We start from the raw sequence: 22,502 nt of genomic DNA, 5'->3' as shown, positions 1-22,502 counted from the left end.
ATCGGTATCAGAATCGAAATCGATTTTCGCAAAGCACGATGCGCAGACTTGAAATGTTAGAGCGCACCTTGTGCATCCACCGGGATGCACGTCGCTCTAAGAGATCAAACGGTAGGGCGCTATGACCACAAATCCGGCAAACAACGGGGAATTCGGCCAGAGGCCCGCGGCGCAAGGTCCTATCGTGCCGAAGACTGCCAGCGAGGCATTGCGGCCCGAAGTCGGCACGCCGCCGCCAAGCCGCTCGCGCGCCTCGCGCAGCCAGATCGTCGTGTTCATGAACTTCTTCTTCTCGCTGATCATGCTGGTAATCCTGGCAGGTGGCCTGGTGCTCTACTTCGGCAGGCAAGCATTCAATGAACCAGGCCCGTCGGCCAACGGCGACACGTTCATGGTGAAACAGAACTCCGGTGTTCAGGACATTGCTGACCAACTCGAGCGGCGCGGACTGATCAGCGACGCCCGTGTGTTCCGCCTTGGTGTGCGTGTCTACGGAAACGATTCGGCGCTCAAGGCCGGTGAATACGCAATCAAGCCCCAGGCATCCATGCGCGACATCATGGACCTGCTGAAGAGCGGCAAGTCGGTGATGTATTCGCTGACCATACCTGAAGGGCTGACGGTTGAGCAGGCGCTGGAGCGTATTGCCGAGCAGGATGCGTTGAGCGGTGACATGCCGAAGACCGCACCGGTCGAAGGCAGCCTCGCCACCGACACCTTGCGCTTCACCCGCGGTGCGACACGCCAGCAGATGGTCGACAAGCTGTTGGCCGACCAGAAGAAACTGGTCGAGGATGTCTGGCAACGCCGCGCGCCTGATCTGCCGCTGGCCAGTATCGACGACTTCGTCACATTGGCTTCGATCGTCGAGAAGGAGACGGGCAGGGGTGATGAGCGCTCGCGCGTCGCCGCCGTCTTCCTCAACCGACTGGCCAAGGGCATGCGGCTGCAGTCGGACCCGACCATCATCTATGGTCTGTTCGGCGGCAAGGGAAAGCCGGCCGATCGCCCGATCTATCAGTCGGACATCCAGAAGCCGACGCCCTACAACACCTATCTGATCAACGGCCTGCCGCCGACGCCGATCGCCAATCCCGGCCGGGCGGCACTTGAAGCGGTCGCCAATCCGTCGAAGACTGATGACCTCTATTTTGTCGCCGACGGTACGGGTGGCCACGTCTTTGCCTCGACGCTGGAAGAGCACAACCAGAACGTTGCCCGCTACCGGGCGCTGCAGAAGAAGCAGGCAGACGATGCCGCCAAGGCTGATGCCGCCAAAGGTGGCGCGGATCAGACGGGTAATGGCAGCTCCGGCAGTGACAGCAATGCCAAAAAGCCGGTGGACAATGGCGGCGATGATCTCGGCGGCGGCGACGCTGGCGCGGCACAGTAGGCTGCACCGCGGCCAAAATCCTTTGCGTCCCCAATTCTTGTGCGCAAAGGCGGACTGACATTTTGAGGGAGCGCCGCGCCGCCGAATGGAAGCGCGGGGGGATGCTCAAGAATTTGAAGCTGCGCACGATCGCTTTCGGTTTTCGAGATCATGCGCCAAGGGGCGTACGGACAAGATGAATTTGCAGAGCATGACTGGTTTTGCACGCGCCGCGGGCGAGTACACCGGCACTGCGATTGCCTGGGAAGTCAAATCCGTCAACGGCAAGAGCGTCGAAGTCAGGTTGCGGCTATCGCAGGGATTCGAGCGACTGGAGCCCGCGGTCAGACAGACGATCCAGAAGCGGTTTTCGCGAGGTAATTTCCAGGCGACGCTGACGATCGGCCGCGCAGCCGGCTCGCAGGCGCAGCCAGTGGTCAATGAAGCATTCCTGAAGGATGTAGCCGGGCTGGCCAAGCGGCTGCAGGAGCAGTTCGGCGTGGCGCCGGCGACCGCGGATGGGCTGTTGTCTCTGCGCGGCGTGCTCGACATCCCCGAGATCACCGAAACCGAGGACGAGCGGACTGCACTCGACACTGCGATCCTGGCCACGCTTGAGGAGGCGCTGGGCGGGCTGGAAAAAGCACGCCAAGGGGAAGGCGAGGCGCTGCGTGCGCTGCTGTCCGGCCACATCGATGCCATCGAGGCGCTGACACTGCGGGCCGAGGCGGACCCGTCACGCGAGCCGGCCGCGATCCGCGAACGGATCGCGGAACAAGTTCGGCTGTTGATGGACGCCTCCGCCAATCTCGACGCGAGCCGGTTGCACATGGAAGCGGCTTTCCTCGCCACCAAGGCCGACATTCGCGAAGAGATCGACCGCCTGAAAACGCACGTGGCGTCAGGCCGAGCGCTGCTCAAGGGCGGCGGGGCCATTGGCCGCAAGCTCGATTTTCTGGCACAGGAATTTAACCGCGAATCGAATACGCTGTGCTCGAAGTCGAACGCTGCCGCCGTCACCGCCATTGGGCTGGAGCTGAAGGCGGTCGTCGATCAGTTTCGCGAACAGGTACAGAATCTGGAATAACTGATGGTGGCCAAAGATCCGATAGCCGCAAGAGATCTGGGTTCGCGCATTCGCCGCAGGGGGTTGATGCTGGTCCTGTCGTCGCCGTCCGGTGCCGGTAAATCCACGATCGCGCGCAATCTGCTTGAGAGCGATTCCAGCCTGGAATTGTCGGTCTCGGTCACCACCAGGCCAAGGCGGGGCAGCGAAATCGAGGGTGTCCACTATCACTTCCGCACGATGCGCGAGTTCGAGCGGCTGCGCGATTCAGATGCCCTGCTGGAATGGGCGGAGGTGCACGGCAATTGCTATGCCACGCCGCGCGAGCCAGCCGAACTGGCCCTGGCGCAGGGCCGCGACATGCTGTTCGACATCGACTGGCAGGGCGCCCAGCAACTGAAGGAGAAGATGCGCGCCGATATTGTCTCGATCTTCATCCTGCCGCCGTCGATGAAGGAATTGAAGGCAAGGCTCAAGCGCCGCGCCGAGGATCAGGAATCGGTGATCGATATGCGGCTGAAGAACGCCCGCAACGAGATCGAGCACTGGAAGGAATACGACTTCGTCATCGTCAATGACGATCTCGATCGCGCCTTCGCCGAGGTGCGCGGTATCGTCATTGCCGAACGGTTGCGGCGTGACCGGCGGCCGGGCCTGTTTGATTTCGTCTCCGGGCTTCTGGACGAGAAGACGGGCTGATTTCCTCCTGCCCGTAGACGGGGAGAAGGGGAGCTATACCGAATTGGTCAGCCGTACGAATTCCTCGACGCTCAGCGTCTCGGCGCGCCGGGTCGGGTCGATGCCCGCGCGCTCGAGCAGCGCTTCGCCACCCAGGCTCTTCACGCTTTGCCGCAGCATCTTTCGGCGCTGGCCGAAGGCGGCCTCGGTGACACGTCCGAGCCGCTTGACGTCGACAGGCAAGGGCGTCGGACGTGGCACCAGATGCACCACCGACGAGGTAACCTTGGGCGGCGGCGTGAATGCCTGCGGCGGCACGTCGAAGGCGATTTTGGCTTCCGTGCGCCAGCCGGTAAGCACCCCCAACCGGCCATAGGCATCACTGCCGGCAGCGGCGACGATGCGCTCGGCCACCTCGCGCTGGAACATCAGCGTCATCGATGTATAGAAAGGCGGCCAGTCGGTGACTGTCAGCCAGCGCACGAGGAGTTCGGTGCCTATATTGTAGGGGAGGTTGGCAACGATTTTCGTCGGACCGTCTGCGGCAAGGGCTGCAAAATCCGTTTTCAGCGCATCGCCAGCGATGACATCCAGCCGGCCCGGATAATGATCCGACACTTCCGCCAATGCAGCCAGGCAGCGCTCGTCCCGCTCGATGGCGATGACGCGGCTGGCGCCATGCAACAACAGCGCGCGAGTCAACCCACCGGGGCCTGGCCCGACCTCGATCACGGTGGTTGCAGTCAGGTCGCCCGCGCTGCGCGCGATTTTTCCTGTCAGGTTCAAGTCGAGCAGGAAATTCTGGCCGAGCGACTTTTTCGCTTGCAGGCCATGGCGTTCGATCACGTCACGAAGCGGCGGCAGGCCGTCGATGCTCATGCTGGCAGGCTCTGGCGGGAAGCACTCATGCGGCAGCGGCTTTCGTTCCGGTATCGGCCAGCCTTCTGGCAAGTTTCAAGGCCGCAATCAGGCTGTCGGCGCGCGCGATGCCCTTGCCGGCTATGTCGAAGGCGGTGCCATGGTCGGGCGAGGTGCGGATGAAGGGCAGGCCGAGCGTGACATTGACCGCTTCGTCGAAAGCAAGCGCCTTTGCCGGGATGAGCGCCTGGTCGTGATACATGCAGATGGCTGCATCATAGCCGGCGCGAGCCCGCGCATGGAACATCGTGTCGGCGGGAAGCGGGCCGAAGGCGTTTATCCCTTCCTTGCGCAGGATGTCGATCGCCGGACGGATAATCCGCTCGTCTTCTTCGCCCATTGCCCCGCCTTCGCCGGCATGCGGATTGAGGCCGGCAATGGCAAGCCTCGGCTTCGATATGCCGAAACGGCTTGCGAGGTCGGAGGCGGTTATGCGCGCGGTGGCGACGATCAGTTCGGTTGTCAGCACCTCTGGCACTTTGGCCAGAGGGATATGGATTGTGACGGGAACGGTGGAGAGCTCTGGTCCCGTCAGCATCATCACCGGCATCACCTCGGTTCCGGTGTGCCGCGATGCCAGATGCGCCAGATATTCGGTATGACCGGGAAAGCGGAAGCCGGCATCATAGAGCGGCTTCTTGGCTATGGGGCAGGTGACGACCGCCGCGGCGCGGCCGGCGAGGCAGTCCGCAACCGCGCGATCGATGGCTTCCACCGTGCCTGCGGCGTTGGCCGGGTCAGGCCTGCCGGGACTGTCGACGAAACGGGCGGAGAGCGGCACGACTGGCAATGCGCGCGAAAATGTCCGCGATGCCTGTGCCGGCGTCGTTTCGGCGATTTCCACGCTGGTGCCAACGCGTTCTGCTCGTGCGGCCATCAAGTGCGGATCGGCGAGGAGGTAAAAGGGCGGGATCGCAGACGCGTCCCGGGCCTGCCATGCGGCAATCGCGATTTCAGGTCCAACACCGGACGGGTCGCCAACACTCAATGCCAGCGGAATCTCGACGCCACGCACAATTATGCCTGGAAGTCAGCGCTTGACGATGCGGGCTTTCGCCTTCAGCTCGTCGACATATTTCTTGCTGAGCTCGTCGGCGGCCTTGTCGGTGGAACCCTCGCCCTGAAACACCATTTGCGCGACCTTGTCGTCGGACACTTCGCGCGAAGAGCAGATGCCGATGAACTCGACGCCGCGCTCGGTTTCACGCACTGGAGTGGCTCCGCCAACCTTCGTGGCCTTGACCTGATCTGCCCAGTCAGGCGGCAATTGCGGCGCCAGCACGCGGCCTAGATCGCGAACAGTGACGTCGATGAGGCCCTTGGCGAATTCGCGCGTGGTATTGCAGCCATTGAAGCGGGCGCGCATGGCGTCGGCTTCGCGCTTGCGCTTGGCCAGCGTTGCGTTGCGCTCTGCTGGCGGCACTACGAAGATGATCTGCTGAAGCATGTATTCCATGGCGGTTGGCTTGGTGCCGCCATTGCTGAGCATGCGCTTTACCGCGTCCTGTTCGCTGGTTACGCCGCCGCCATCGCCGGAACGGTAACGCGCGCTCAATGCCTGGTTCCAGGCCATCTGGGCGCGGATGAATTCCTTGAAATGCTCCCTGGTCACGCCCGACTTTTCCATGACGCCGTCGAGCTGGCTGATCTGCATCTTGTTGGTCGTGGCAAAGCGCTGATAGGCGGCTTCGACCTGAGCATCGCCGATCTTAATACCGAGCCGCTTGGCCTCCGCCATCCGCAATGTCTGTTCGATCATCTCGTTGGCGGCATCGCCCTTCCTGTGCTGGAGGCGCAGGAAGGCGGCCCGATGCGCGATGTCGCCGCTGGTCACCGGTATGTCGTTGACGACGTACTTGATCTCGCTGGCGAATGCCGGCGGCGTCATGACTGTCATCGAGACGGATGTTGCAGCCACAAGCAGCGCAAATCCTGCCGAAAAGAGGTATTTCCTCATCGAAAGCATCCCAATTCTATTCCGGTCCCATCTCTACTTTATCCCTGCCCCAGGGTGCGTGGAATCGGTGCCAGACCTATGCGGCGAAACGATGTCGTCAGCCGGCTCCCCAATACTGGCCGATGCCCGCTACTGGATCGTGTCGATGGAGCTTTGTGACGATCCGAAATCGCCAATCGTGCGGAACGACAGGTTGAAGCCGATGGTTTGCGAGACCTGTCGGGTGGTCAGATCGCGCGATTGCGAAAAGGTCATCAGATAGGTGAAACACGAATCATTATAAGCGAAGCCCACGCCATCCTTGACCAGAAGGCTGCTCTGGATGTCGTAGGTGCCGGTTCCGAAGACGCGCCAGGCCTCGGCAAGATGCGTGGACGCGCCAAGCGTGACCTCTTGGCGATCCTCCGTGAAGCCATAGAGAGGCTGGGCCTGGATGAACGCGTATTTGGCGCTCAGCGAAACGGGTAGGCCGGAATAGGCGGCCTTCAGCTCGGCACGGCGGATCTCGAAGGTCTGTTCGTCGAAACGACCGCTGACCGAGCCGGAGAACCCGTTGGGGCTGTTGAGGCCGATGAGGCCGACGTAATCGGATGAAGACGTCTGGAGGCCGGAATAGGCGCCGACATTGACGAGGTCCGGTGCGTCGAAGGAGTTGCGTCCGGCCAGCTGGTAGGACTGGCCGAACAGGCCGTTGGTGCTCCAGCCATTGTCATAGGAGCCGGAATAGCGCAGGCCGACATTGGCCCGCGTGCCGCCTTCGACGCGGTCGTAGCCGGAAAACTTGTCCTCCTCGAACAACGTTGTCGCGTCGAAGACGAGGCTCTGGGCGTCCTCGTTGGGCACGGCGAGGCCGCCGACATACTGCTCGTTCGGGCGCGCGAAAACCTGCGCCATCGGCTCGAAGACATGGCTGGAATTGGCAGCCGAAAACAGCAAGGGCCAGCGCACTTCAAGGCCGGCGGTCGCCATGTAGGTGGCCAGCGACGAGCGCATATCGTCGGCGACGCCCAAAGTCGTCGCCATGTTGTTGATGGCGTCAAGCGAGGCTGACGATGCGTTGAGATAGCTGGCGTCGCCGCGTAATGCGAACATGGGCGTCAGCACCAGCCCGTCCTCGGTCGTGAAGGTCCGCTTCCACTCGGCTTCCGCCGTCAACCGTCCGGAATCGCCTTCGATGCCGGGAACACGTATGGTCGGAGTAGTAGTACCGTCATCCAGGCTGTCGCGGCGGATGACCCTCGCGTTCAAGTTGATTGACAATTGGCCACCGGCCACCGCCATGTCAGGGATGTACGCATAATCCAGAGAGGGCAGGACCCAAGGCTGCTGGCCGGCGCGTGCGGTTGGATCCGAGCTGAGTGTATTTTCCTGGACGTCGAATCGCATGGCGCGCAAGTCGAAATAGTTACGGTCGTTAAGGCCGGTCAGATAAATTTCCGAGCGATGGATGACGTCGCTGTAGTCCTTGATATCGTAAGTGCGCGAGAAGTCCTTGTCGGTCTGAAGCAGGATATTCCAGCCGAAATCCCAGCGCGGATTGATGGCGAACTGGCCTTGGGTACCCATCATGCCGCGGAACTTGTTCGGATCGCCGGGCGCTCCGGAATCGACATTGTACCCGTTGCTGTCGACAAAGGCGCCGGGGTCCCGCTGCTGGATGCCCGCGATCTTCACGCTGTATTCGCCATTGTTGAAACGCTGGCGCCATTCGGCCTCGCCGAGGAAGCCCTGCTTGGTGTAGCCGCTGCCCGTGACCGTAAGGTCATATGTTGGCGACAGCGCAAAATAGTAAGGGATCTTGACGCTATAACCCAGATCGCTCTTGTAGCCGATGCTGGGGATCAGGAAGCCGCTTTTGCGCTTGACCGTTGGATCCGCGATCTCGAATGCCGGCAGATAGGCGAGTGGAAAGCCGAAGAATTCGAAATTCGCGTTTTCGAAGCGAACCGTTTTCTTCTCGCCGTTCCAGATGATCTTCCGCGCCTTGACGCGCCAGGTCGGCGCTTTGTCCGGCTTGTCTTCGCAGGGCTCACAGGCGGTGTAGACGCCGTTGTGGAACGTGGTCAGCACGCCGCCCATGCGCTCGGCGCTTTCCGCCGCGAAATAGGCCTTGTCGACCGTTTCGACCCGCAGCGCGTTTGCGAACCCGTCGGCGAAGTCGTCGGTCAGGTCGACGTGGTCCGAATAGACCTTGGTACCGTCGGCGTTGACGACCTGCACGTTGCCGCTTGCAACGAGGCGCTTGGTCTTGCGGTTGTATTCGACCCGCTGCGCCACGAGGCGGTTGCCGCCATAGTCGATCTGCACGCCGCCGACGGCCGTTACCGTCTGGTTGTCGTTGTCATAGACAAGCGTATCCGCGGCCAGCAGCATCTGCGAGCCTGAAGGCACTTTCGGCGCCAGATCCGTTACCTGCTGGGCAACAGCTGGCACGATGGTGACGCCGCAGGCAACAAGACATGCCAAGGCGCTCGCCGCGTAGAGGCGCGCCAACCCGGCCTGCCTATAGCTGCGCAAAACCGCCTCCCTCACTAGCCGTCTTCCTTGTATAGCAGGAATGTTACCCCAAAGAACATAGCCACAACAACCGGAACCCACGCAGCCACAGCGGTGGGCACGAATCCCGCAACGCCGAATGCTTTGACCAACACCGAAACGACATAAAGCAGAAACCCGGCGAGGACGCCACCCAGAATCATCGTCGCGGACTGCCCCATCCTCGCAAATCGCATTGATACTGTTGCAGCAATCAGCGTCATGGCGACGAGCAGGAATGGCAGTGCCACCAGCGAATCAAACTGCATGGCGAAGGCATTTGCCTTGAGGCCGAAGGAGCGAGCAACCTCGATCTTGCCCGGCAGATCGTAGAACGGGATCGTTTCCGGCCGCGCCAGCCGCTCCTGGACGAATTCGGGCTTCAGATTGGTCGGTACGCGATCGCTGTCCACCGAGCGGATGGTACCATCCTTGAATATCTTGACGTCCTGCAGTTCCCAGTAGCCGTCGCGCAGATAGACACGTGCCGCGTCCTTGCGTTCGACGATATCGCCTTGCGGGCTGAGGATGAAGAAGACCGCGTCGGCCATCTCCAGGCCCTGGTTGAGAATGGCGCGGGCGCCGATGATGGTGTCGCCCGAACTGGTCTTCTGCCGGATCCAGGGGGCGGTATCGGCCGAAACGGCGGTCGATTTGCCGGAGCGGAGCTCTGTCTCCATCTGCTCGGACCAGGAAAAGGCATGCGCGGCGAGCGGATTGATGACCCCGACGGAAAAGGCGCCGAACAGCAGCGCTCCGATGCAGCATGGTAAGAGGAACTGCCAGGCGGAGACGCCGGCGGAGCGCGCTATGACCAGCTCATATTTGCGATTGAGCGATACCAGTGTCGCCATTGCCGAAAACAAGCCGACGAAGGGCACGGTCTGCAGCATGATCATCGGCATTCTGAGCCCCGAAATGGCGAGCGCAGTTCCGTAGGTGAAGCCCGGCAAGCCGGTGGTGCGGCCGGAAAGCTCGGTGAAATCGATCAGGAACACCAGCGCCAGCAGGCCGATGAAGAACCAGATGGTGATCGTCACATAGCGGAAGAAAAAATAACGGCCCAGCGTCCAACCCATCAGCCGACCCTCTGTCCAGACGTGTTGCCCCTGGAAAAGCGCAGCTTGAGGGCGTTCCATCCCTCTGTGACGCGGTCGGCGCAGTTGGTCATCCAGTCTGCCCAGGCCACCGGCAGTTCCATGGTTCGGTTGGTGACGATGAACCAGGTGGCGACCGCGGATGCGATGATCGGCACGCCATAGACCATGTAGGCATATTGCGGCACCGTGTCGGCCTTGCCGTCGGCGAAGAAGCCAAGCCAGCGGACAAACAGGGAGATGCCGATGGCCGTGATCAGCGGATTGACGCGGGCCTCGCGATGCGAGCGTGCATCGCTGGCCACCGCAAGTGCGATCAGCGCGAAGACCAGCGAATAGGTCCATTCCGTGAAGCGCTGGTTGATCTCGGCCAGGTAGGTGTTGGGCTCTCGCTGGAAAACCTTGTCGTTCGGGTCCGGATTGAGCAGATATTGCGTCGTCTGGTCCTTCGCCATCAGGGTTACCGTCGAAGCCGCGGCCATGAAGGCGGACAGGTCGAAAGCATAGGACGTGAACCGGATGACCGAAAGATCGCCGGTCAGCGTTTTGCGGTGGATGACGCCGTCGTTCATCATCAGCACCTTTTCGGCGCCGCGTTCGATGATCGAGCCGCTCTTGGCGTAGTAGACGAGGTTGACGCCTTCCTCTCGCGAATCGGCAACGAAGATGCCGCCGAGGCGATTGTCCGGAAGCCGTTCGCCGATCTGCAGGAACAGGCCCTCGTCGATCTTGCGGAACGTGCCTTCCTGGATGACCAGGGTCAACAGATCGGCTCGTGACGACGCCACCAGTTCGCGATTTTTCTGACGTGCATAGGGATCGATGCCGTTGTCGACGGCGAATGAAAAGATAGCGGCGCCGAGCGCAAGCAGCATGATCGGCCTGGCGATTGTCCAGCGCGAGGCACCAGCTGCATTGATGACGGCCAGCTCCGAATCCGAATTCATCGTACTGAGCGTCTGCGCCACCGCGACCACCAGCGCAAAAGGCACGACGATCGGGACGATCGACGGCAAAATGAGAGCGGCGACTTCGAAGAAGGTGAGGGCCGACTGGCCACTGTCGGTGACGAGGTCGATACGGGCAAGGACCTGCGTGGTCCACACGATCGCCAGCGTCCAGACCAGCGCTGCCATGAAGACCACGAAAGCGCGGCGCATGATGTAGCGTTCAACGACCTTCATGAAGGCTTTTCTCGATTTTTTCGAACGGCATCATGCCGCCGAACAAGGTAGCCGTCCGCCGCCGCCCGCACAACCGGTTCGATCTGGTTCCCGTCCCACATCATGTTCCCCGGCAGGCCGGAGTGTCGGCGGGAATGGATAAGAAAGGGCGAACATGCTTGGTTAACAACAGGTTGCGGCGAAAGAAGCGGAGCCGTGCCGTGCCGAATCGACGTCGGTTCCGCCAGCCATATGGGGTGCGATTTCGGCAAAGTCTTGCCAAATGCGGGAAAACGACCAAATGTCGCGCACTCCACGAGACGACGCCGGAACGTTTGAAGCACCTCCCCCCGAAAGCAGGACCTGATGAATTCGAGACCTTCGATTGCCTTTGCCAAGTTAGCAACGCCCAAGAAGGGGAGCGTCTTCCTGCTCTCGGCGGAGGGGAGCGGGTTGAGCGACGCGGCAAAGGGCTGCGATCCCGCCAAGACGCTCGATCGCGCATTTCCGGTCGCCGACTTCACGGCCAAATTCGCAAGCGTCATGGAAGTGTTGGCGCCCGAGGGAACGCCATTCGATCGGCTGGTCGTGATCGGCGCCGGCAAGGTGTCGGCGCTCGATGACTACGCCTGGCTGAAGCTTGGTGGTACCGTTGCCGCGTCGTTGCGCAAGGCGGCCGACATTGCGATCGTTCTCGATCTGGCTGACGTTTCTGTTGGCGGTCAGGAGGCGGCGAACCTTGCCGCGGGCATCCTTTTGCGCAGCTACTCCTTCGACAAGTACAAGACCAGGAAGGACAATGGCGATGGCAAGGACGATACCAAGAAGCCGGCCAGGATAACCATCCACACCAATGATCCAGCGGGCGCGAAAAAGGCGTTCGCCGATGAGGTGGCGGTGATCGATGGCGTCCTTCTGGCGCGCGACCTGGTCAATGAGCCGGCAAATACGCTCGGACCGGTGGAGTTCGCCGCCCGCGCCAAGGAATTGGAAGCACTGGGCGTCAAGGTCGAAATCCTCACCGAGAAGGAGATGAAGAAGCTCGGCATGGGTTCGCTGCTCGGCGTTGCGCAGGGATCGCCGCGTGGTGCCCGCATGGCGGTGATGCAATGGAATGGCGGCAAGGCCAAGGACAGCCCCGTCGCTTTTGTCGGCAAGGGCGTCACCTTCGATACTGGCGGCAATTCGATGAAGCCGGCATCCGGCATGGAGGACATGAAGGGCGACATGGGCGGCGCCGCGGCGGTGACCGGCCTGATGCAGGCGCTCGCGACGCGCAAGGCGAAGGCCAATGTCGTCGGCATCATCGGGCTGGTGGAAAATGCCGTCGACGGCCATGCCCAGCGTCCGGGGGATATCGTCACCTCCATGTCGGGGCAGACCATCGAGGTGCTCAACACCGACGCCGAAGGCCGCCTCGTGCTGGCTGATGCGCTGTGGTATTGCAACGACCGTTTCCAGCCGAAGTTCATGGTCAATCTGGCGACGCTCACCGGCGCCATCATGGTCGCGCTCGGCCAGCATTATGCTGGCCTGTTCTCCAACAATGACGAACTGTCGGAAAGGCTGACGGCAGCCGGCCAGGCGACGCAGGAAAGATTGTGGCGCATGCCGCTTGGCGCCGAATACGACAAGCTCATTGATTCCAAGAACGCCGACATGAAGAATATCGGCGGCCGCTATGGCGGCGCCACCATCGCCGCGCAGTTCCTGCAGCGCTTCGTCAAGGACACGCCATGGGCGCATCTCGACATTGCCGGCACCGCGATGGGCGCTCCGTCGAGCGAGATCAACCAGTCATGGGGCTCGGGTTTCGGCGTCAGGCTGCTCGATCGCCTCGTGCGGGACAATTATGAGCAATAGGCGGCTGGAAACGATGCGGCCGTCGACGCTATAGAAGGCGATGGCCGACGTCCTTTTCTATCACCTGACCGAATCGACACTCGAGGACGCGCTTCCCGGCCTTCTCGAGCGCAGTGTCGATCGCGGTTGGCGCGCCGTGGTGCAAACCGGCACCGAGGAGCGGCGCGACGCACTCGATATGCATCTGTGGACATTTCGTGACGATTCGTTCCTGGCCCATGCCACGGATCGCGAAGCGCATACCGCCGATCAGCCTATCCTTCTGACCACAGGCGACGGCAACCCGAACGCGGCAAAAATCCGCTTCCTGGTCGATGGTGCGGCGCCGCCGGATCTTGCCGGCTACGAACGCGCCGTCTTCCTGTTCGACGGCCATGACGCCGCCCAGGTCGAGGCGGCGCGGGCGCACTGGAAGACGATGAAGGATGCCGGTCACGCCGTCACCTACTGGCAGCAGACGCCAGACCGCCGCTGGGAGCGCAAGGCATGATCCGTGCCGAGATCCCGTGCCATCTTCTTTGGAATGAATAATGCGCTTTCTGTTTGGCCTTATCCTGTTTGCCGGCGTTGGCATTGGCGCCATCTATCCCTGGGCGATGAGCAATTTCTCCGGCCATGAGATCGGCACCTGGCGCGTCTACGAGCAGGGCCGGTTCAAGCCGGTGACGGTGGCTTTAAACAGTCGCGATCAACCGGTCCGAGTGCTGGTCGACCTGACTGCCCGGGCCGAGCGGATCGTCTCGCAGCAACGCACCGTATTGACCCTGACCGCCGCCACCAATGGGCGCACTGTGCTGGCCTCGACACTCCAGTTCAATCATACCGACAATCCGCGCCAGGCCAGCCCGCAATTGCCGGACAAGATCTTCCGCGACGAGGCGGGCCTGATCCCTGTGGTTAGCCCCGGCCCCTATGTCTTCACCGTTGGCCCGGGCGATGCGGAGGGTATCGAGATGCGGTCGGTGGATCTCGTCTTGCGATCAGGCGTCGGCGAAGTCGACAAGCGTGCGCAACCAGTGGGGTTCTCGCTGATGGTTGTCGGCCTGATCGGCTTTGTGCTGGCGCTGCGCCGTGGCGGTGGCGGCCGGCCCGAAAATCCGAACTCGCAGCCACCGCCGCCGCGATGGGGCAGGGACGCCAAGTGAATTACCGCCACGCCTACCACGCTGGAAATTTTGCCGATGTCGTCAAGCATGTCGTGCTGGCGCGGCTGCTTGAATATCTGAAGCAGAAGGACAAGGCGTTTCGCGTCATCGACACCCATGCCGGGATTGGCCGTTACGATCTGTCGTCTGTCGAAGCGCAGAAAACCGGCGAGTGGCAAGGCGGCATTGGCCGGCTGATCGATGCCTCGCTGGACGCCAAGGCAGCGGCGCTGCTGGCACCGTATCTGGAGGCGGTGCGGTCGTTCAATTCCGATGGCGGCGTGAAGAGATATCCGGGCTCGCCGTTGATTGCGCGCCATCTCCTGCGCAAGCAGGATCGACTGTCGGCGATCGAACTGCACCCCAAGGATGCGGCAAAACTGAAGACAGAATTCGCCGGCGATTTCCAGGCGAGGGTGTTGGAACTCGACGGCTGGCTGGCGCTTGGCGCCCATCTGCCGCCAAAGGAAAAGCGCGGCCTGGTTCTCATCGATCCACCATTCGAGGAAGCGGGTGAGTTCGACCGCCTCGTCGACGGGCTGGTGAAGGCACATAGGCGGTGGCCTGGCGGCATCTATGCGCTGTGGTATCCGATCAAGGATCGCAAGGCGGTCATCGCCTTCCGGAAGGCGCTGAAGCAGTCCGGCGTTCCAAAAATACTCGACATAGAATTCGAGATCCGGCCCGCATCCTCGGAACCCAGCCTCGATGGCAGCGGCATGGTGGTGGTCAATCCGCCGTTCACGCTTGAGGGGGAACTGCGTACGCTGCTGCCAGCCTTGCACAGGTTGCTCACCGTGGGAAAACCGGCGCACTGGTCGCTGGAATGGCTGACCGGCGAGTAGGCACGAATCGGCAACGACCTGGAGGTTTCGCGGCAATCCGCCTGGGGTGGTTTTCATGGCGCACCGGGTCAGCAAGACGCGAAGCCACTAGGCAAGCGTGAGGGCAGGGGCAGGGCAATCCGCGCCTCATCACCCTAATGTTTGTTGCCACGAAGTCGTTTTGTCATGAATTTTCAACATGGTTCACCATCGCCAGTGCAACCGCTTGACCGCAACCCGCCGAATCCGCAGAGTGTGGTCCATAGATTCAAAGAGGCTGTCATGACCCGCTTCGCCAAATCCGCCCTTGCCGCCCTGATAGGCCTTTGCACGCCGCTCGCCGCGCCGCTCGGCGTCATGCAGGCCGCGCATGCGGCGGATCTTCCCGCCAGCTATTCCGACGATGATGGTGGTGTTTGCGGTCAGCCATGGGTGCTGAGCAAGATCACCAGCCGCTTCAGCTACCAGGTCAAACACGTGCCGCATCTGCCGGATGTGCAGATCACCGATTTCCACCGCATCCATCAGCACCGCTATCTTCCGGCCAATGATACCTGGCCGATCGGGCGTCGTTATTGCGGCGCAACCGTCAACCTGTCCGACGGCCGCGCCCGCGACATCTGGTATCTGATCGAGGAAGGGCAAGGCTTCGCTTCGATCGGCGACAATGTCGAATTCTGCGTCTCGGGCTTCGACCGCTGGATGGTCTATAACGGCAGTTGCCGCATCCTGCGTTGACGCGACCATTGATCTGAAGAAAGCCGGTCGACCAGAGGACGCTTCGCTTGCGCGGGCGACCGCAATGCGTGCCGCCGAAAGCCGCGCGGAATTGCCCGCTGGCTGCCAAAATTTCAGGCAAATCGCTTCGCTGGCTAGAGAAGAGCGAGTCAGATATGCATGACCCGCCGGGTCATTCACGGCCGTCGGCACAACGGAAGGGGCATCGCATGGCTAAGCAGTCATCCAAAGCGCCGGCATCCAAGACTCCGGCAGCAAAAGCGGCACCGAAGGCCGCCGCAAAACCAGCAGCAGTGAAGAAGGCAGCTCCCGCGGCAAAGCCGAAGGCGGCGGCACCGAAAGCTCCGGCAAAGAAAGCCGCGGCGGCGGCCGCAAAACCCGCCGTGAAGAAGGCCGCGCCAGCGGCGAAGGCGGCGGCACCCAAGGCAAAGGCCGCGCCCGCGAAGGCCGTGCCTGCAAAGGCGGCGCCTGCCAAGGCTAAGGCTCCTGCGGCCAAGGCTCCCGCCAAGACCGCCGCGGCAGCGGCAAAACCCGCCGCGAAGAAAGCAGCGCCCGCGGCCAGGCCGAAGGCGGCCGCACCAAAGGCGAAGGCAGCTCCAGCGAAGGCGCCGGCCAAGAAGGCTGCGGCTGCAGCCGTGGCAAAACCCGCGGTGAAGAAAGCAGCGCCGGCGGCAAAGCCGAAGGCCGCTCCCGCCAAGGCGAAGTCCGCCAAGAAGTAAAGCGGTTCTTCAAGCCGGAGCCGAGCGCAAGACAGCAGAGCAGGCATCAAACAGGATGCCTTGCTCGCTGGTTTGATGGTCAGTGCTGGCGTAAAAAATCAATCGACGTGCCCTGGTGCGGCTGGAGCCGTCCAGAGGTCCATATGTCCGCGGCGGCCATGCTTGTCGCTTGAAGCCGATTGGGATTTGGCTTGCCTCCCGGCGTGGCGGCCGGTTTTTATCTTTCTGGCTGTTGCCTGCAAGGGCGTGCATGATCAACAGTGCCTGTCTCAAAAACAGGAAACCGATCATGCCCAGACTGCTTTATGCATCCTCCTCGCCCTACAGTTCCAAGGTGCGTATGGCCGCTGTCTATGCCGGCATTGCCATGGATGCCGTGCCGGTCAAGACCGAGGACAAGCCCGCCGAGCTGATCGGGGCCAACCCGCTTGGCAAGATTCCGGTTCTGGTGCTTGATGACGGACGTTCGATCCACGATAGCCGCGCCATCACCCAGCATCTCAACCGGGTTTCGAAGAACGTGTTGTTTCCGCGCAATCCGGACAAGCGCCTCGAAGCCGAAGTGCTGGAGGCACTGGCTGACGGCATTTGCGATTGCGCGCTGTCGATGGTCTATGAGCGCCGGGCGCGTCCCGAGGACATGGTCTATCAGCCCTGGCTGGATCGGCAGTGGGCAAAGATCACCGGCGCGCTGGACATGCTCAACGCCAATCCGCCAAAATTGCCGAAAAAGATCACCGCCGGCCAGATCGCTGTTCGTGCCTGCCTTGGCTATCTGGCGCTGCGTTTTGCCGGCAAGTGGGAAAAGGGCCGTGCTCGGCTTGTCCGCTGGGCCGCGCGCTTCGACGAGAAGTTCCCAGAACTCAAGGCATGCGTGCCGGCCTGAATGGCGGGCAACAAAAAAAGCCGGGCGCGAGGCCCGGCTTTTTCGTGTCGTGGCTTGGACGACTTAGAACTTCATACCGACGCCGAAGGTGACGCGGTTGTCGGTCGACTTGACGTTGCCGATAGCACCGAAGTCCTTGCTGCCGAAATCCGTGTAGCGGTATTCGACACGGCCGAACACGTTTTCGGTGATCTTGATGTCGGTGCCGACACCGGCCGTCCAGCCGAGCATGGTCTTGCTGTCGCTGGTGGTGCCGTCATCGACCTTCTGGTCCTTCAGTGCGCCACCGGCGGTGCCGTAGAGCAGGATGTCCGGGGTCACGGCGTAGCCGAGCCGGGCACGCAGCGAACCTTCGACGCCGCCCTTGGCGTCTGCGCCAGCATTGGAACCCTTGACGCCATTGTAGCCGATATCGGCTTCAGCACCGTACACGAAGTTCTCCTGCTGCCACTGGTAGCCACCGAAGACGCCACCAACGAAACCTTTGGTGCCGATATTGTTGCCTTCGTCGCGGAGGTTGGCATGGCCAGCAAAGCCATAGCCGACGCTCAGACCGACATAAGGGCCGGCCCAGGAAGCGACAGGAAGCTGAGCGATCGGCGCGGGGGCCGGCGGCTCTTCCTGAACCACGTCCGCGGCATAGGCGGTTCCACCGAGGGCGAAGAGCCCAAGCGCCACGACCAACGGTCGAGCGAATTTGATATTGGCTTGCATTGTTCTTTACTCCTTAAGCCACAGGACACAGGCTTGTTTTTTCCGTGAGCGCCCTCAACCCGTCCGGGGGGTAAACGGATCTGGCGTTCAACGGTTCCAAATGTCGTGTCAAAATGCGGCTGAAGCGAACCTGAACTTGGGTCATTCCCTGGCACGAATGAGGCCGAACCTTGACGTTGCATCTTCGCAACAGCGAATGTCAGCAGGCTTGCCATGCTGCGCTGCACCCGGCTTGGTACAAGGGGTCCAGCGTTCTATATTCCGAAGGGCGGTCCGAGTCTTGCCTGCATCTGGATGCTGATCAGGCCGCTTTGCCACAATCCTGCCCAAGGTGCGAACGGCATTTAACCTATGGCTGGCCATATTTGGCCAGCGCCGCTTTTTGTGGCGTGGAATCGAGGATTGACAGATGGACAAAGCCAACGGTGTGGCGCTGGTGACGGGCGCAGCGAAGCGAATTGGCAGGGCGATCGTTGAGGATCTCGCGGCTCATGGCTTTGCCGTCGCCATCCACTGCAATCGCTCGCGTGCCGAGGCGGACGCATTGGCCGCCCGCATCGGCAGCGCCGGCGGGCGCGCCACGGTGCTCGTCGCCGACTTGACGGACATGGCCGAGGTCGGAGGTCTCGTCGCACGTGCCGAGGCCTCGCTTGGCCCTGTCCGCCTGCTGGTCAACAATGCTTCGCTGTTCGAGGACGATTCAATTCTGGATTTCAATTGGCAGGCCTGGGACCGCCACTTCGCCGTTCACGTAAAGGCGCCGGCCCTGCTGGCGCAAGAATTTGCCCATGGCCTGCCGGCCGACGGGGAGGGGCTGATCGTCAACATCATCGACCAGCGTGTCTGGCGCCCGACGCCGCGCTATTTTTCCTATGCGTTGTCGAAATCGTCTCTATGGACGGCAACCCAGATGATGGCGCAGGCCCTCGGCCCTCGCATCCGGGTCAATGCCATTGGCCCCGGACCGACCTTGAAGAACAAGTGGCAGAACGATGAGGATTTTGAAGCGCAGGTCGATGGCTTGATTCTGAAGCGCGGCCCGGAATTGTCGGAATTCGGGAGCACCATTCGCTACCTTTGGGCAGCGCGCTCGGTGACAGGCCAAATGATCGCGCTCGACGGCGGCCAGCATCTTGCGTGGCAAACGCCCGATGTGACAGGCATGGTGGAATGAATACCGTAGACCATAAGCACAAGAGGGGCGGCAGCGACGACCTGCCACCCGATATCGATCTCGACCTTGAGGACGAGGCGACGGAGGAGATTATCGCGCCGTCCGGGCCAGACGTATCGTTCACCGCCATCGACTGGACGCCGCATGCGGGTGACGCAGACGGCATGGTCGGGGCCGAGGTGATCCAGACCCTCGTCAAGTGCCTGCCCAACGCGCCCGGCGTCTACCGCATGATGAACGCCGCCGGCGACGTGCTGTATGTCGGCAAGGCGCGCAGCCTGAAGAAGCGGGTCACCAACTACGCCCAAGGGAGGTTTCACACCAACCGTATCGGCCGCATGGTGCGCGAAACGGCGACGATGGAGTTCGTCGTTACCCGCACCGAGATCGAGGCGCTGCTGCTTGAAGCCAATCTTATCAAGCGCTTGCGGCCGCGGTTCAATGTTCTTATGCGCGACGACAAGTCGTTCCCCTACATTCTGCTGACCGGGGATCACGCCTCGCCTGGCATCTACAAGCATCGTGGCGCGCGGTCGCGCAAGGGCGACTATTTCGGTCCCTTCGCATCGGCGGGCGCTGTCGGCCGCACCATCAATTCTCTGCAGCGCGCCTTCCTGCTTCGAAGCTGCACCAATTCCTTCTACGAGAACCGCACGCGACCCTGTTTGCTCTACCAGATCAAGCGCTGCGCCGGACCTTGCACGGGTGAAATCTCGCATGAGGGTTATGCCGAGCTGGTCGAAGAGGCGAAGGATTTTCTCTCTGGCCGTAGCCAGAAGGTGAAGAAGGAAATCTCCGCCGCCATGCAGCAGGCCTCGGAAGACCTCGATTTCGAGCGCGCCGCCATTTATCGCGACCGGCTGGCGGCTTTGTCGCATGTGCAGAGCCATCAGGGCATCAATCCGGACACCGTCGACGAGGCCGACGTTTTCGCCATCCACCAGGAAGGCGGCCAGGTCTGTATCCAGGTGTTCTTCTTCCGCACCGGCCAGAATTGGGGCAATCGCGCCTATTTCCCCAAGGCTGATCCCGCACTGGAAGCAGCCGAGGTGCTGGGTTCGTTCCTGGCGCAGTTCTACGACGACAAGCCGACGCCCCGCGCCATTCTTCTGTCGCACGGCGTCGAGGACCAGGAACTGCTGGCGGAGGCGCTCTCGACCCGCGCCGGTCGCAAGGTGGCGATCTCGGTGCCGCAGCGCGGCGAAAAGAAGGACCTGACCGACAACGCCTTGCAGAATGCGCGCGAGGCGCTGGGCAGGCGGCTGGCCGAAACCTCCACGCAAGGGCGACTGCTTGCCGGTTTCGCCGAGACCTTCGGCCTCGCCAAGCCGCCAGTGCGTATCGAGGTCTACGACAACTCGCACATCATGGGCACCAACGCCGTTGGCGCCATGGTCGTCGCCGGGCCGGAAGGGTTCGTCAAGAATCAGTATCGGAAATTCAACATCCGCTCGACTGAGATCACACCGGGCGACGATTTCGGCATGATGCGTGAGGTTATGGAGCGGCGTTTTTCACGGCTGCTCAAGGAGCATGGCGATGTCGCGGTTGCCGACGGCGCGGCGGCGGCCGGGGCGGCCGATGATATCGAGGACGACATCTCCGGCAGCTTCCCGGCCTGGCCCGACGTCATCCTGATCGACGGTGGCCAGGGGCAGATGACCGCGGTGCGTAAAATCCTTTCAGATCTCGGCATCGAGGATCGTGTCGTGGCGATCGGCATCGCCAAGGGCCAGGATCGCGATGCCGGCCGTGAACGTTTCTTCGTCAGGGGCAGGGATTCGTTTTCGCTCCCTGTTCGTGATCCGGTGCTTTATTTCGTGCAGCGGCTGCGTGACGAGGTCCACCGCTTCGCCATCGGCTCGCACCGTGCCCGCCGCAAGAAGGAGATGGTCAAGAGTCCGCTCGACGAGATCAGCGGCATCGGCCCCGGCCGCAAGCGTGCGCTGCTACTGCATTTCGGCACCGCCAAGGCGGTCAGCCGCGCGGCTGTAGAGGATCTGGTCAAGGTCGACGGCATTTCGGAGCAAGTCGCGAAACTGGTCTACAACCATTTTCACGAGAGCTGACGCATGTCGCCCAAAAGTGTGGGGGGGGATAACGACATGTACGAAAATAAGAAACGAGGCTCGCCGAAATTATCTTTGACGCTATTTTGGACTGGCCAATCGATTCTCGCCTGTTGACCCCCCACATTCGCTTCTGATTTGAGTACGCAGGCAGAAAGAGTTCCCAAAAATATGGCCAAGCGCGCGTTCAACCTGCCCAACATGCTGACCTATGCCCGCATCATCGCGGTGCCGCTGGTGGTGCTGTGCTTCTTTCTCGAAGGGCATCTGAAATCGAGCGACTTTGCCCGCTGGTCTGCGCTTGTCATCTTCCTGCTGGCGAGTGTCACGGATTATCTGGACGGCTACCTGGCGCGCGCCTGGCAGCAAACTTCCAACATCGGCAAGATGCTCGACCCGATCGCCGATAAATTGCTGGTCGCCACCTGCCTGCTGTTGCTGGCGGCCGACACCGATCGTCATGCCGGCATCGCCGGTTGGTCGCTGTGGGCGGCGATCATCATCCTGTGCCGCGAAATCCTGGTCTCCGGCCTGCGCGAATATCTGGCGGCGCTGAAGGTATCGGTCCCGGTGACGCAACTGGCCAAGTGGAAGACCGCGATCCAGATGGTCGCCATCGCCTTCCTGCTGGCCGGACCGGCCGGCGACAAGATATTCCCGCTGACCACGCAGACCGGCCTGGTGCTGCTGTGGATCGCGGCGCTGGTCACGCTATACACCGGCTATGACTATTTCCGCGCCGGCCTCAAGCACATTATGGACGAGTGACATGGATAGCGGCAAAACCAGGCTCATCTACTTCGCCTGGGTACGAGAGCGGATCGGCATACCGGAAGAGGACGTCGATTTGCCGGCCGGCATCGAGACCGTTGCCGATCTGCTGCGCTGGCTGAAATCGCGCGGCGAGGAATACGAGCACGCGCTGCAATATCCGGACGTTATCCGCGTCGCCATCAACCAGGAACATGTCGATCATCGCGAGAAGATCGCCGGGGCACGTGAGATCGCGCTGTTTCCGCCAATGACTGGAGGTTGAGGTGTCGGCCACGGTCGTCCCGACGGTGCGCATCCAGGCGCAGGATTTCGATATTGCCGCCGAGATCGCCAGGTTGACGGCAGGCCGCGCCGACATCGGCGCCGTGGTGACATTCTCCGGTCTTTGCCGGGACGAGCAGGGCAGGCTCTCGGCGCTTGAACTCGAACACTATCCCGGCATGGCCGAAGCCGAAATCGCGCGCATCGCCACTGAAGCGGTCGAGCGCTGGCCGCTTCAGGGCCTGACGGCCATCCACCGTCACGGCAAGATAGCGCCGGGCGAGAACATTGTGCTGGTTGTGGCTGTTTCGGCACACCGGCAGGCGGCATTCGAGGCGGCGAATTTCCTGATGGATTTCCTGAAGTCGCGTGCGCCGTTTTGGAAGAAAGAACATCTTATCGACGGCTCCGAAGGAGGCTGGGTGGAGGCCAAGGAGACCGATGACAAGGCAGCCTCGCGATGGACACCGCCATCCGAATAATACCGCGAGCCTGTCACGGAACGACCGTATTTCTTGGGCCAACTGCACGTGGCAAAGGGAGCAAGGT

General features: G+C 61.8%; 23 protein-coding genes. 15 read left to right on the top strand and 8 right to left on the bottom strand.

Annotation, left to right across the window (positions count from 1 at the left end; all coding sequences use genetic code 11):
* Positions 1–121: 121 nt before the first annotated feature.
* The 3 genes from mltG to gmk all read left to right on the top strand — a co-directional run bounded on the left by mltG (position 122) and on the right by gmk (position 3,137).
* Complete coding sequence (gene mltG, locus ABVQ20_RS11420; protein WP_354459599.1) at positions 122–1,393, top strand: endolytic transglycosylase MltG; 1,272 nt, start codon at positions 122–124, stop codon at positions 1,391–1,393.
* Positions 1,394–1,568: 175 nt separating this feature from the next.
* Positions 1,569–2,459, top strand: coding sequence for a YicC/YloC family endoribonuclease (locus ABVQ20_RS11415; RefSeq protein WP_354459598.1), 891 nt, complete (start codon positions 1,569–1,571; stop codon positions 2,457–2,459).
* Positions 2,460–2,462: 3 nt separating this feature from the next.
* A complete protein-coding gene (gmk, locus tag ABVQ20_RS11410; protein WP_354459596.1) occupies positions 2,463–3,137 on the top strand; it encodes a guanylate kinase in 675 nt (224 codons plus the stop codon).
* Positions 3,138–3,170: 33 nt separating this feature from the next.
* Here gmk and rsmA read toward each other — a convergent pair whose 3' ends face one another.
* From rsmA to lptF, 6 genes are all read right to left on the bottom strand, one after another.
* Entirely contained in the window at positions 3,171–3,995 is an 825-nt protein-coding gene (gene rsmA, locus ABVQ20_RS11405; protein WP_354459595.1) for a 16S rRNA (adenine(1518)-N(6)/adenine(1519)-N(6))-dimethyltransferase RsmA, read from the bottom strand.
* Positions 3,996–4,020: 25 nt separating this feature from the next.
* Positions 4,021–5,049: a 4-hydroxythreonine-4-phosphate dehydrogenase PdxA gene (gene pdxA / locus ABVQ20_RS11400; protein ID WP_354459594.1), complete on the bottom strand. Its 1,029-nt coding sequence runs from the start codon at positions 5,047–5,049 to the stop codon at positions 4,021–4,023.
* Positions 5,050–5,064: 15 nt separating this feature from the next.
* Positions 5,065–6,000 (bottom strand): peptidylprolyl isomerase, encoded by a 936-nt coding sequence (locus tag ABVQ20_RS11395; protein WP_354459593.1) that lies wholly within the window; start codon positions 5,998–6,000, stop codon positions 5,065–5,067.
* A gap of 120 nt (positions 6,001–6,120) precedes the next feature.
* A complete protein-coding gene (locus ABVQ20_RS11390) occupies positions 6,121–8,523 on the bottom strand; it encodes an LPS-assembly protein LptD (protein WP_354459592.1) in 2,403 nt (800 codons plus the stop codon).
* Positions 8,523–9,608, bottom strand: a complete 1,086-nt coding sequence (gene lptG, locus ABVQ20_RS11385) for an LPS export ABC transporter permease LptG (RefSeq protein ID WP_354462161.1) — start codon at positions 9,606–9,608, stop codon at positions 8,523–8,525. Before lptG ends, ABVQ20_RS11390 begins: the two co-directional genes overlap by 1 nt.
* The gene (lptF, locus tag ABVQ20_RS11380; protein ID WP_354459591.1) at positions 9,605–10,807 is read right to left on the bottom strand and encodes an LPS export ABC transporter permease LptF; all 1,203 of its coding nucleotides are present in this window, start codon (positions 10,805–10,807) and stop codon (positions 9,605–9,607) included. The genes lptG and lptF overlap by 4 nt, the downstream gene beginning before the upstream one ends.
* A gap of 345 nt (positions 10,808–11,152) precedes the next feature.
* On the opposite strand from lptF, the gene ABVQ20_RS11375 reads away from it, so the two are divergent.
* The 6 genes from ABVQ20_RS11375 to ABVQ20_RS11350 all read left to right on the top strand — a co-directional run bounded on the left by ABVQ20_RS11375 (position 11,153) and on the right by ABVQ20_RS11350 (position 16,075).
* Positions 11,153–12,649, top strand: coding sequence for a leucyl aminopeptidase (locus ABVQ20_RS11375; RefSeq protein ID WP_354459590.1), 1,497 nt, complete (start codon positions 11,153–11,155; stop codon positions 12,647–12,649).
* Positions 12,650–12,689: 40 nt separating this feature from the next.
* Positions 12,690–13,139 (top strand): DNA polymerase III subunit chi, encoded by a 450-nt coding sequence (locus tag ABVQ20_RS11370; RefSeq protein ID WP_354459589.1) that lies wholly within the window; start codon positions 12,690–12,692, stop codon positions 13,137–13,139.
* A gap of 40 nt (positions 13,140–13,179) precedes the next feature.
* Positions 13,180–13,794, top strand: coding sequence for a hypothetical protein (locus ABVQ20_RS11365; protein WP_354459588.1), 615 nt, complete (start codon positions 13,180–13,182; stop codon positions 13,792–13,794).
* Positions 13,791–14,639 (top strand): 23S rRNA (adenine(2030)-N(6))-methyltransferase RlmJ, encoded by an 849-nt coding sequence (locus tag ABVQ20_RS11360; RefSeq protein WP_354459587.1) that lies wholly within the window; start codon positions 13,791–13,793, stop codon positions 14,637–14,639. Before ABVQ20_RS11365 ends, ABVQ20_RS11360 begins: the two co-directional genes overlap by 4 nt.
* Before the next feature lie 261 nt (positions 14,640–14,900).
* A complete protein-coding gene (locus ABVQ20_RS11355; RefSeq protein WP_354459586.1) occupies positions 14,901–15,356 on the top strand; it encodes a hypothetical protein in 456 nt (151 codons plus the stop codon).
* 209 nt (positions 15,357–15,565) lie between these two features.
* Complete coding sequence (locus ABVQ20_RS11350; RefSeq protein WP_354459585.1) at positions 15,566–16,075, top strand: hypothetical protein; 510 nt, start codon at positions 15,566–15,568, stop codon at positions 16,073–16,075.
* Between the two features lie 9 nt (positions 16,076–16,084).
* Here ABVQ20_RS11350 and ABVQ20_RS11345 read toward each other — a convergent pair whose 3' ends face one another.
* Positions 16,085–16,366 (bottom strand): hypothetical protein, encoded by a 282-nt coding sequence (locus ABVQ20_RS11345; RefSeq protein WP_354459583.1) that lies wholly within the window; start codon positions 16,364–16,366, stop codon positions 16,085–16,087.
* Between ABVQ20_RS11345 and ABVQ20_RS11340 the strand changes: the two genes are divergently transcribed.
* Positions 16,365–16,961 (top strand): glutathione S-transferase family protein, encoded by a 597-nt coding sequence (locus tag ABVQ20_RS11340; RefSeq protein WP_354459582.1) that lies wholly within the window; start codon positions 16,365–16,367, stop codon positions 16,959–16,961. The two genes, ABVQ20_RS11345 and ABVQ20_RS11340, sit on opposite strands and share 2 nt — an antisense overlap.
* Positions 16,962–17,024: 63 nt before the next feature.
* Here the strand turns inward: ABVQ20_RS11340 and ABVQ20_RS11335 are convergent, their stop codons facing one another.
* Positions 17,025–17,675 carry an outer membrane protein gene (locus ABVQ20_RS11335; protein WP_354459581.1) on the bottom strand — a complete coding sequence of 217 codons (651 nt, stop codon included), beginning with the start codon at positions 17,673–17,675 and terminating at the stop codon, positions 17,025–17,027.
* 409 nt (positions 17,676–18,084) lie between these two features.
* Here ABVQ20_RS11335 and ABVQ20_RS11330 point away from each other — a divergent pair, with 409 nt between their 5' ends.
* From ABVQ20_RS11330 to ABVQ20_RS11310, 5 genes are all read left to right on the top strand, one after another.
* On the top strand, positions 18,085–18,849 hold the full coding sequence (locus tag ABVQ20_RS11330) for an SDR family oxidoreductase (protein WP_354459580.1): 765 nt from the start codon (positions 18,085–18,087) through the stop codon (positions 18,847–18,849).
* Positions 18,846–20,918, top strand: coding sequence for an excinuclease ABC subunit UvrC (gene uvrC, locus ABVQ20_RS11325; RefSeq protein ID WP_354459579.1), 2,073 nt, complete (start codon positions 18,846–18,848; stop codon positions 20,916–20,918). Before ABVQ20_RS11330 ends, uvrC begins: the two co-directional genes overlap by 4 nt.
* 171 nt (positions 20,919–21,089) lie before the next feature.
* Positions 21,090–21,686, top strand: coding sequence for a CDP-diacylglycerol--glycerol-3-phosphate 3-phosphatidyltransferase (pgsA, locus tag ABVQ20_RS11320; protein WP_354459578.1), 597 nt, complete (start codon positions 21,090–21,092; stop codon positions 21,684–21,686).
* A gap of 1 nt (position 21,687) precedes the next feature.
* A complete protein-coding gene (gene moaD / locus ABVQ20_RS11315) occupies positions 21,688–21,954 on the top strand; it encodes a molybdopterin converting factor subunit 1 (protein WP_354459577.1) in 267 nt (88 codons plus the stop codon).
* A gap of 1 nt (position 21,955) precedes the next feature.
* Positions 21,956–22,435 (top strand): molybdenum cofactor biosynthesis protein MoaE, encoded by a 480-nt coding sequence (locus ABVQ20_RS11310; protein ID WP_354459576.1) that lies wholly within the window; start codon positions 21,956–21,958, stop codon positions 22,433–22,435.
* Positions 22,436–22,502: the final 67 nt, after the last annotated feature.

Origin of the sequence: Mesorhizobium shangrilense (genome assembly GCF_040537815.1) — a bacterium.
GTDB classification, from domain to species: Bacteria; Pseudomonadota; Alphaproteobacteria; order Rhizobiales; family Rhizobiaceae; genus Mesorhizobium; species Mesorhizobium shangrilense.
The sequence above is the reverse complement of the archived record's forward strand: the minus strand, read 5'-3'. Positions and strand labels throughout refer to the sequence as shown.

Coding starts and splice junctions, on each gene's coding strand:
- ABVQ20_RS11365 (WP_354459588.1), top strand. CDS start 13,180: ATGCGCTTTCTGTTTGGCCTTATCCTGTTTGCCGGCGTTGGCATTGGC.
- ABVQ20_RS11330 (WP_354459580.1), top strand. CDS start 18,085: ATGGACAAAGCCAACGGTGTGGCGCTGGTGACGGGCGCAGCGAAGCGA.
- ABVQ20_RS11340 (WP_354459582.1), top strand. CDS start 16,365: ATGCCCAGACTGCTTTATGCATCCTCCTCGCCCTACAGTTCCAAGGTG.
- moaD (WP_354459577.1), top strand. CDS start 21,688: ATGGATAGCGGCAAAACCAGGCTCATCTACTTCGCCTGGGTACGAGAG.
- uvrC (WP_354459579.1), top strand. CDS start 18,846: ATGAATACCGTAGACCATAAGCACAAGAGGGGCGGCAGCGACGACCTG.
- ABVQ20_RS11370 (WP_354459589.1), top strand. CDS start 12,690: ATGGCCGACGTCCTTTTCTATCACCTGACCGAATCGACACTCGAGGAC.
- ABVQ20_RS11335 (WP_354459581.1), bottom strand. CDS start 17,675: ATGCAAGCCAATATCAAATTCGCTCGACCGTTGGTCGTGGCGCTTGGG.
- ABVQ20_RS11345 (WP_354459583.1), bottom strand. CDS start 16,366: ATGATCGGTTTCCTGTTTTTGAGACAGGCACTGTTGATCATGCACGCC.
- ABVQ20_RS11375 (WP_354459590.1), top strand. CDS start 11,153: ATGAATTCGAGACCTTCGATTGCCTTTGCCAAGTTAGCAACGCCCAAG.
- lptF (WP_354459591.1), bottom strand. CDS start 10,807: ATGAAGGTCGTTGAACGCTACATCATGCGCCGCGCTTTCGTGGTCTTC.
- ABVQ20_RS11355 (WP_354459586.1), top strand. CDS start 14,901: ATGACCCGCTTCGCCAAATCCGCCCTTGCCGCCCTGATAGGCCTTTGC.
- ABVQ20_RS11395 (WP_354459593.1), bottom strand. CDS start 6,000: ATGCTTTCGATGAGGAAATACCTCTTTTCGGCAGGATTTGCGCTGCTT.
- ABVQ20_RS11415 (WP_354459598.1), top strand. CDS start 1,569: ATGAATTTGCAGAGCATGACTGGTTTTGCACGCGCCGCGGGCGAGTAC.
- ABVQ20_RS11350 (WP_354459585.1), top strand. CDS start 15,566: ATGGCTAAGCAGTCATCCAAAGCGCCGGCATCCAAGACTCCGGCAGCA.
- mltG (WP_354459599.1), top strand. CDS start 122: ATGACCACAAATCCGGCAAACAACGGGGAATTCGGCCAGAGGCCCGCG.
- pgsA (WP_354459578.1), top strand. CDS start 21,090: ATGGCCAAGCGCGCGTTCAACCTGCCCAACATGCTGACCTATGCCCGC.
- rsmA (WP_354459595.1), bottom strand. CDS start 3,995: ATGAGCATCGACGGCCTGCCGCCGCTTCGTGACGTGATCGAACGCCAT.
- gmk (WP_354459596.1), top strand. CDS start 2,463: ATGGTGGCCAAAGATCCGATAGCCGCAAGAGATCTGGGTTCGCGCATT.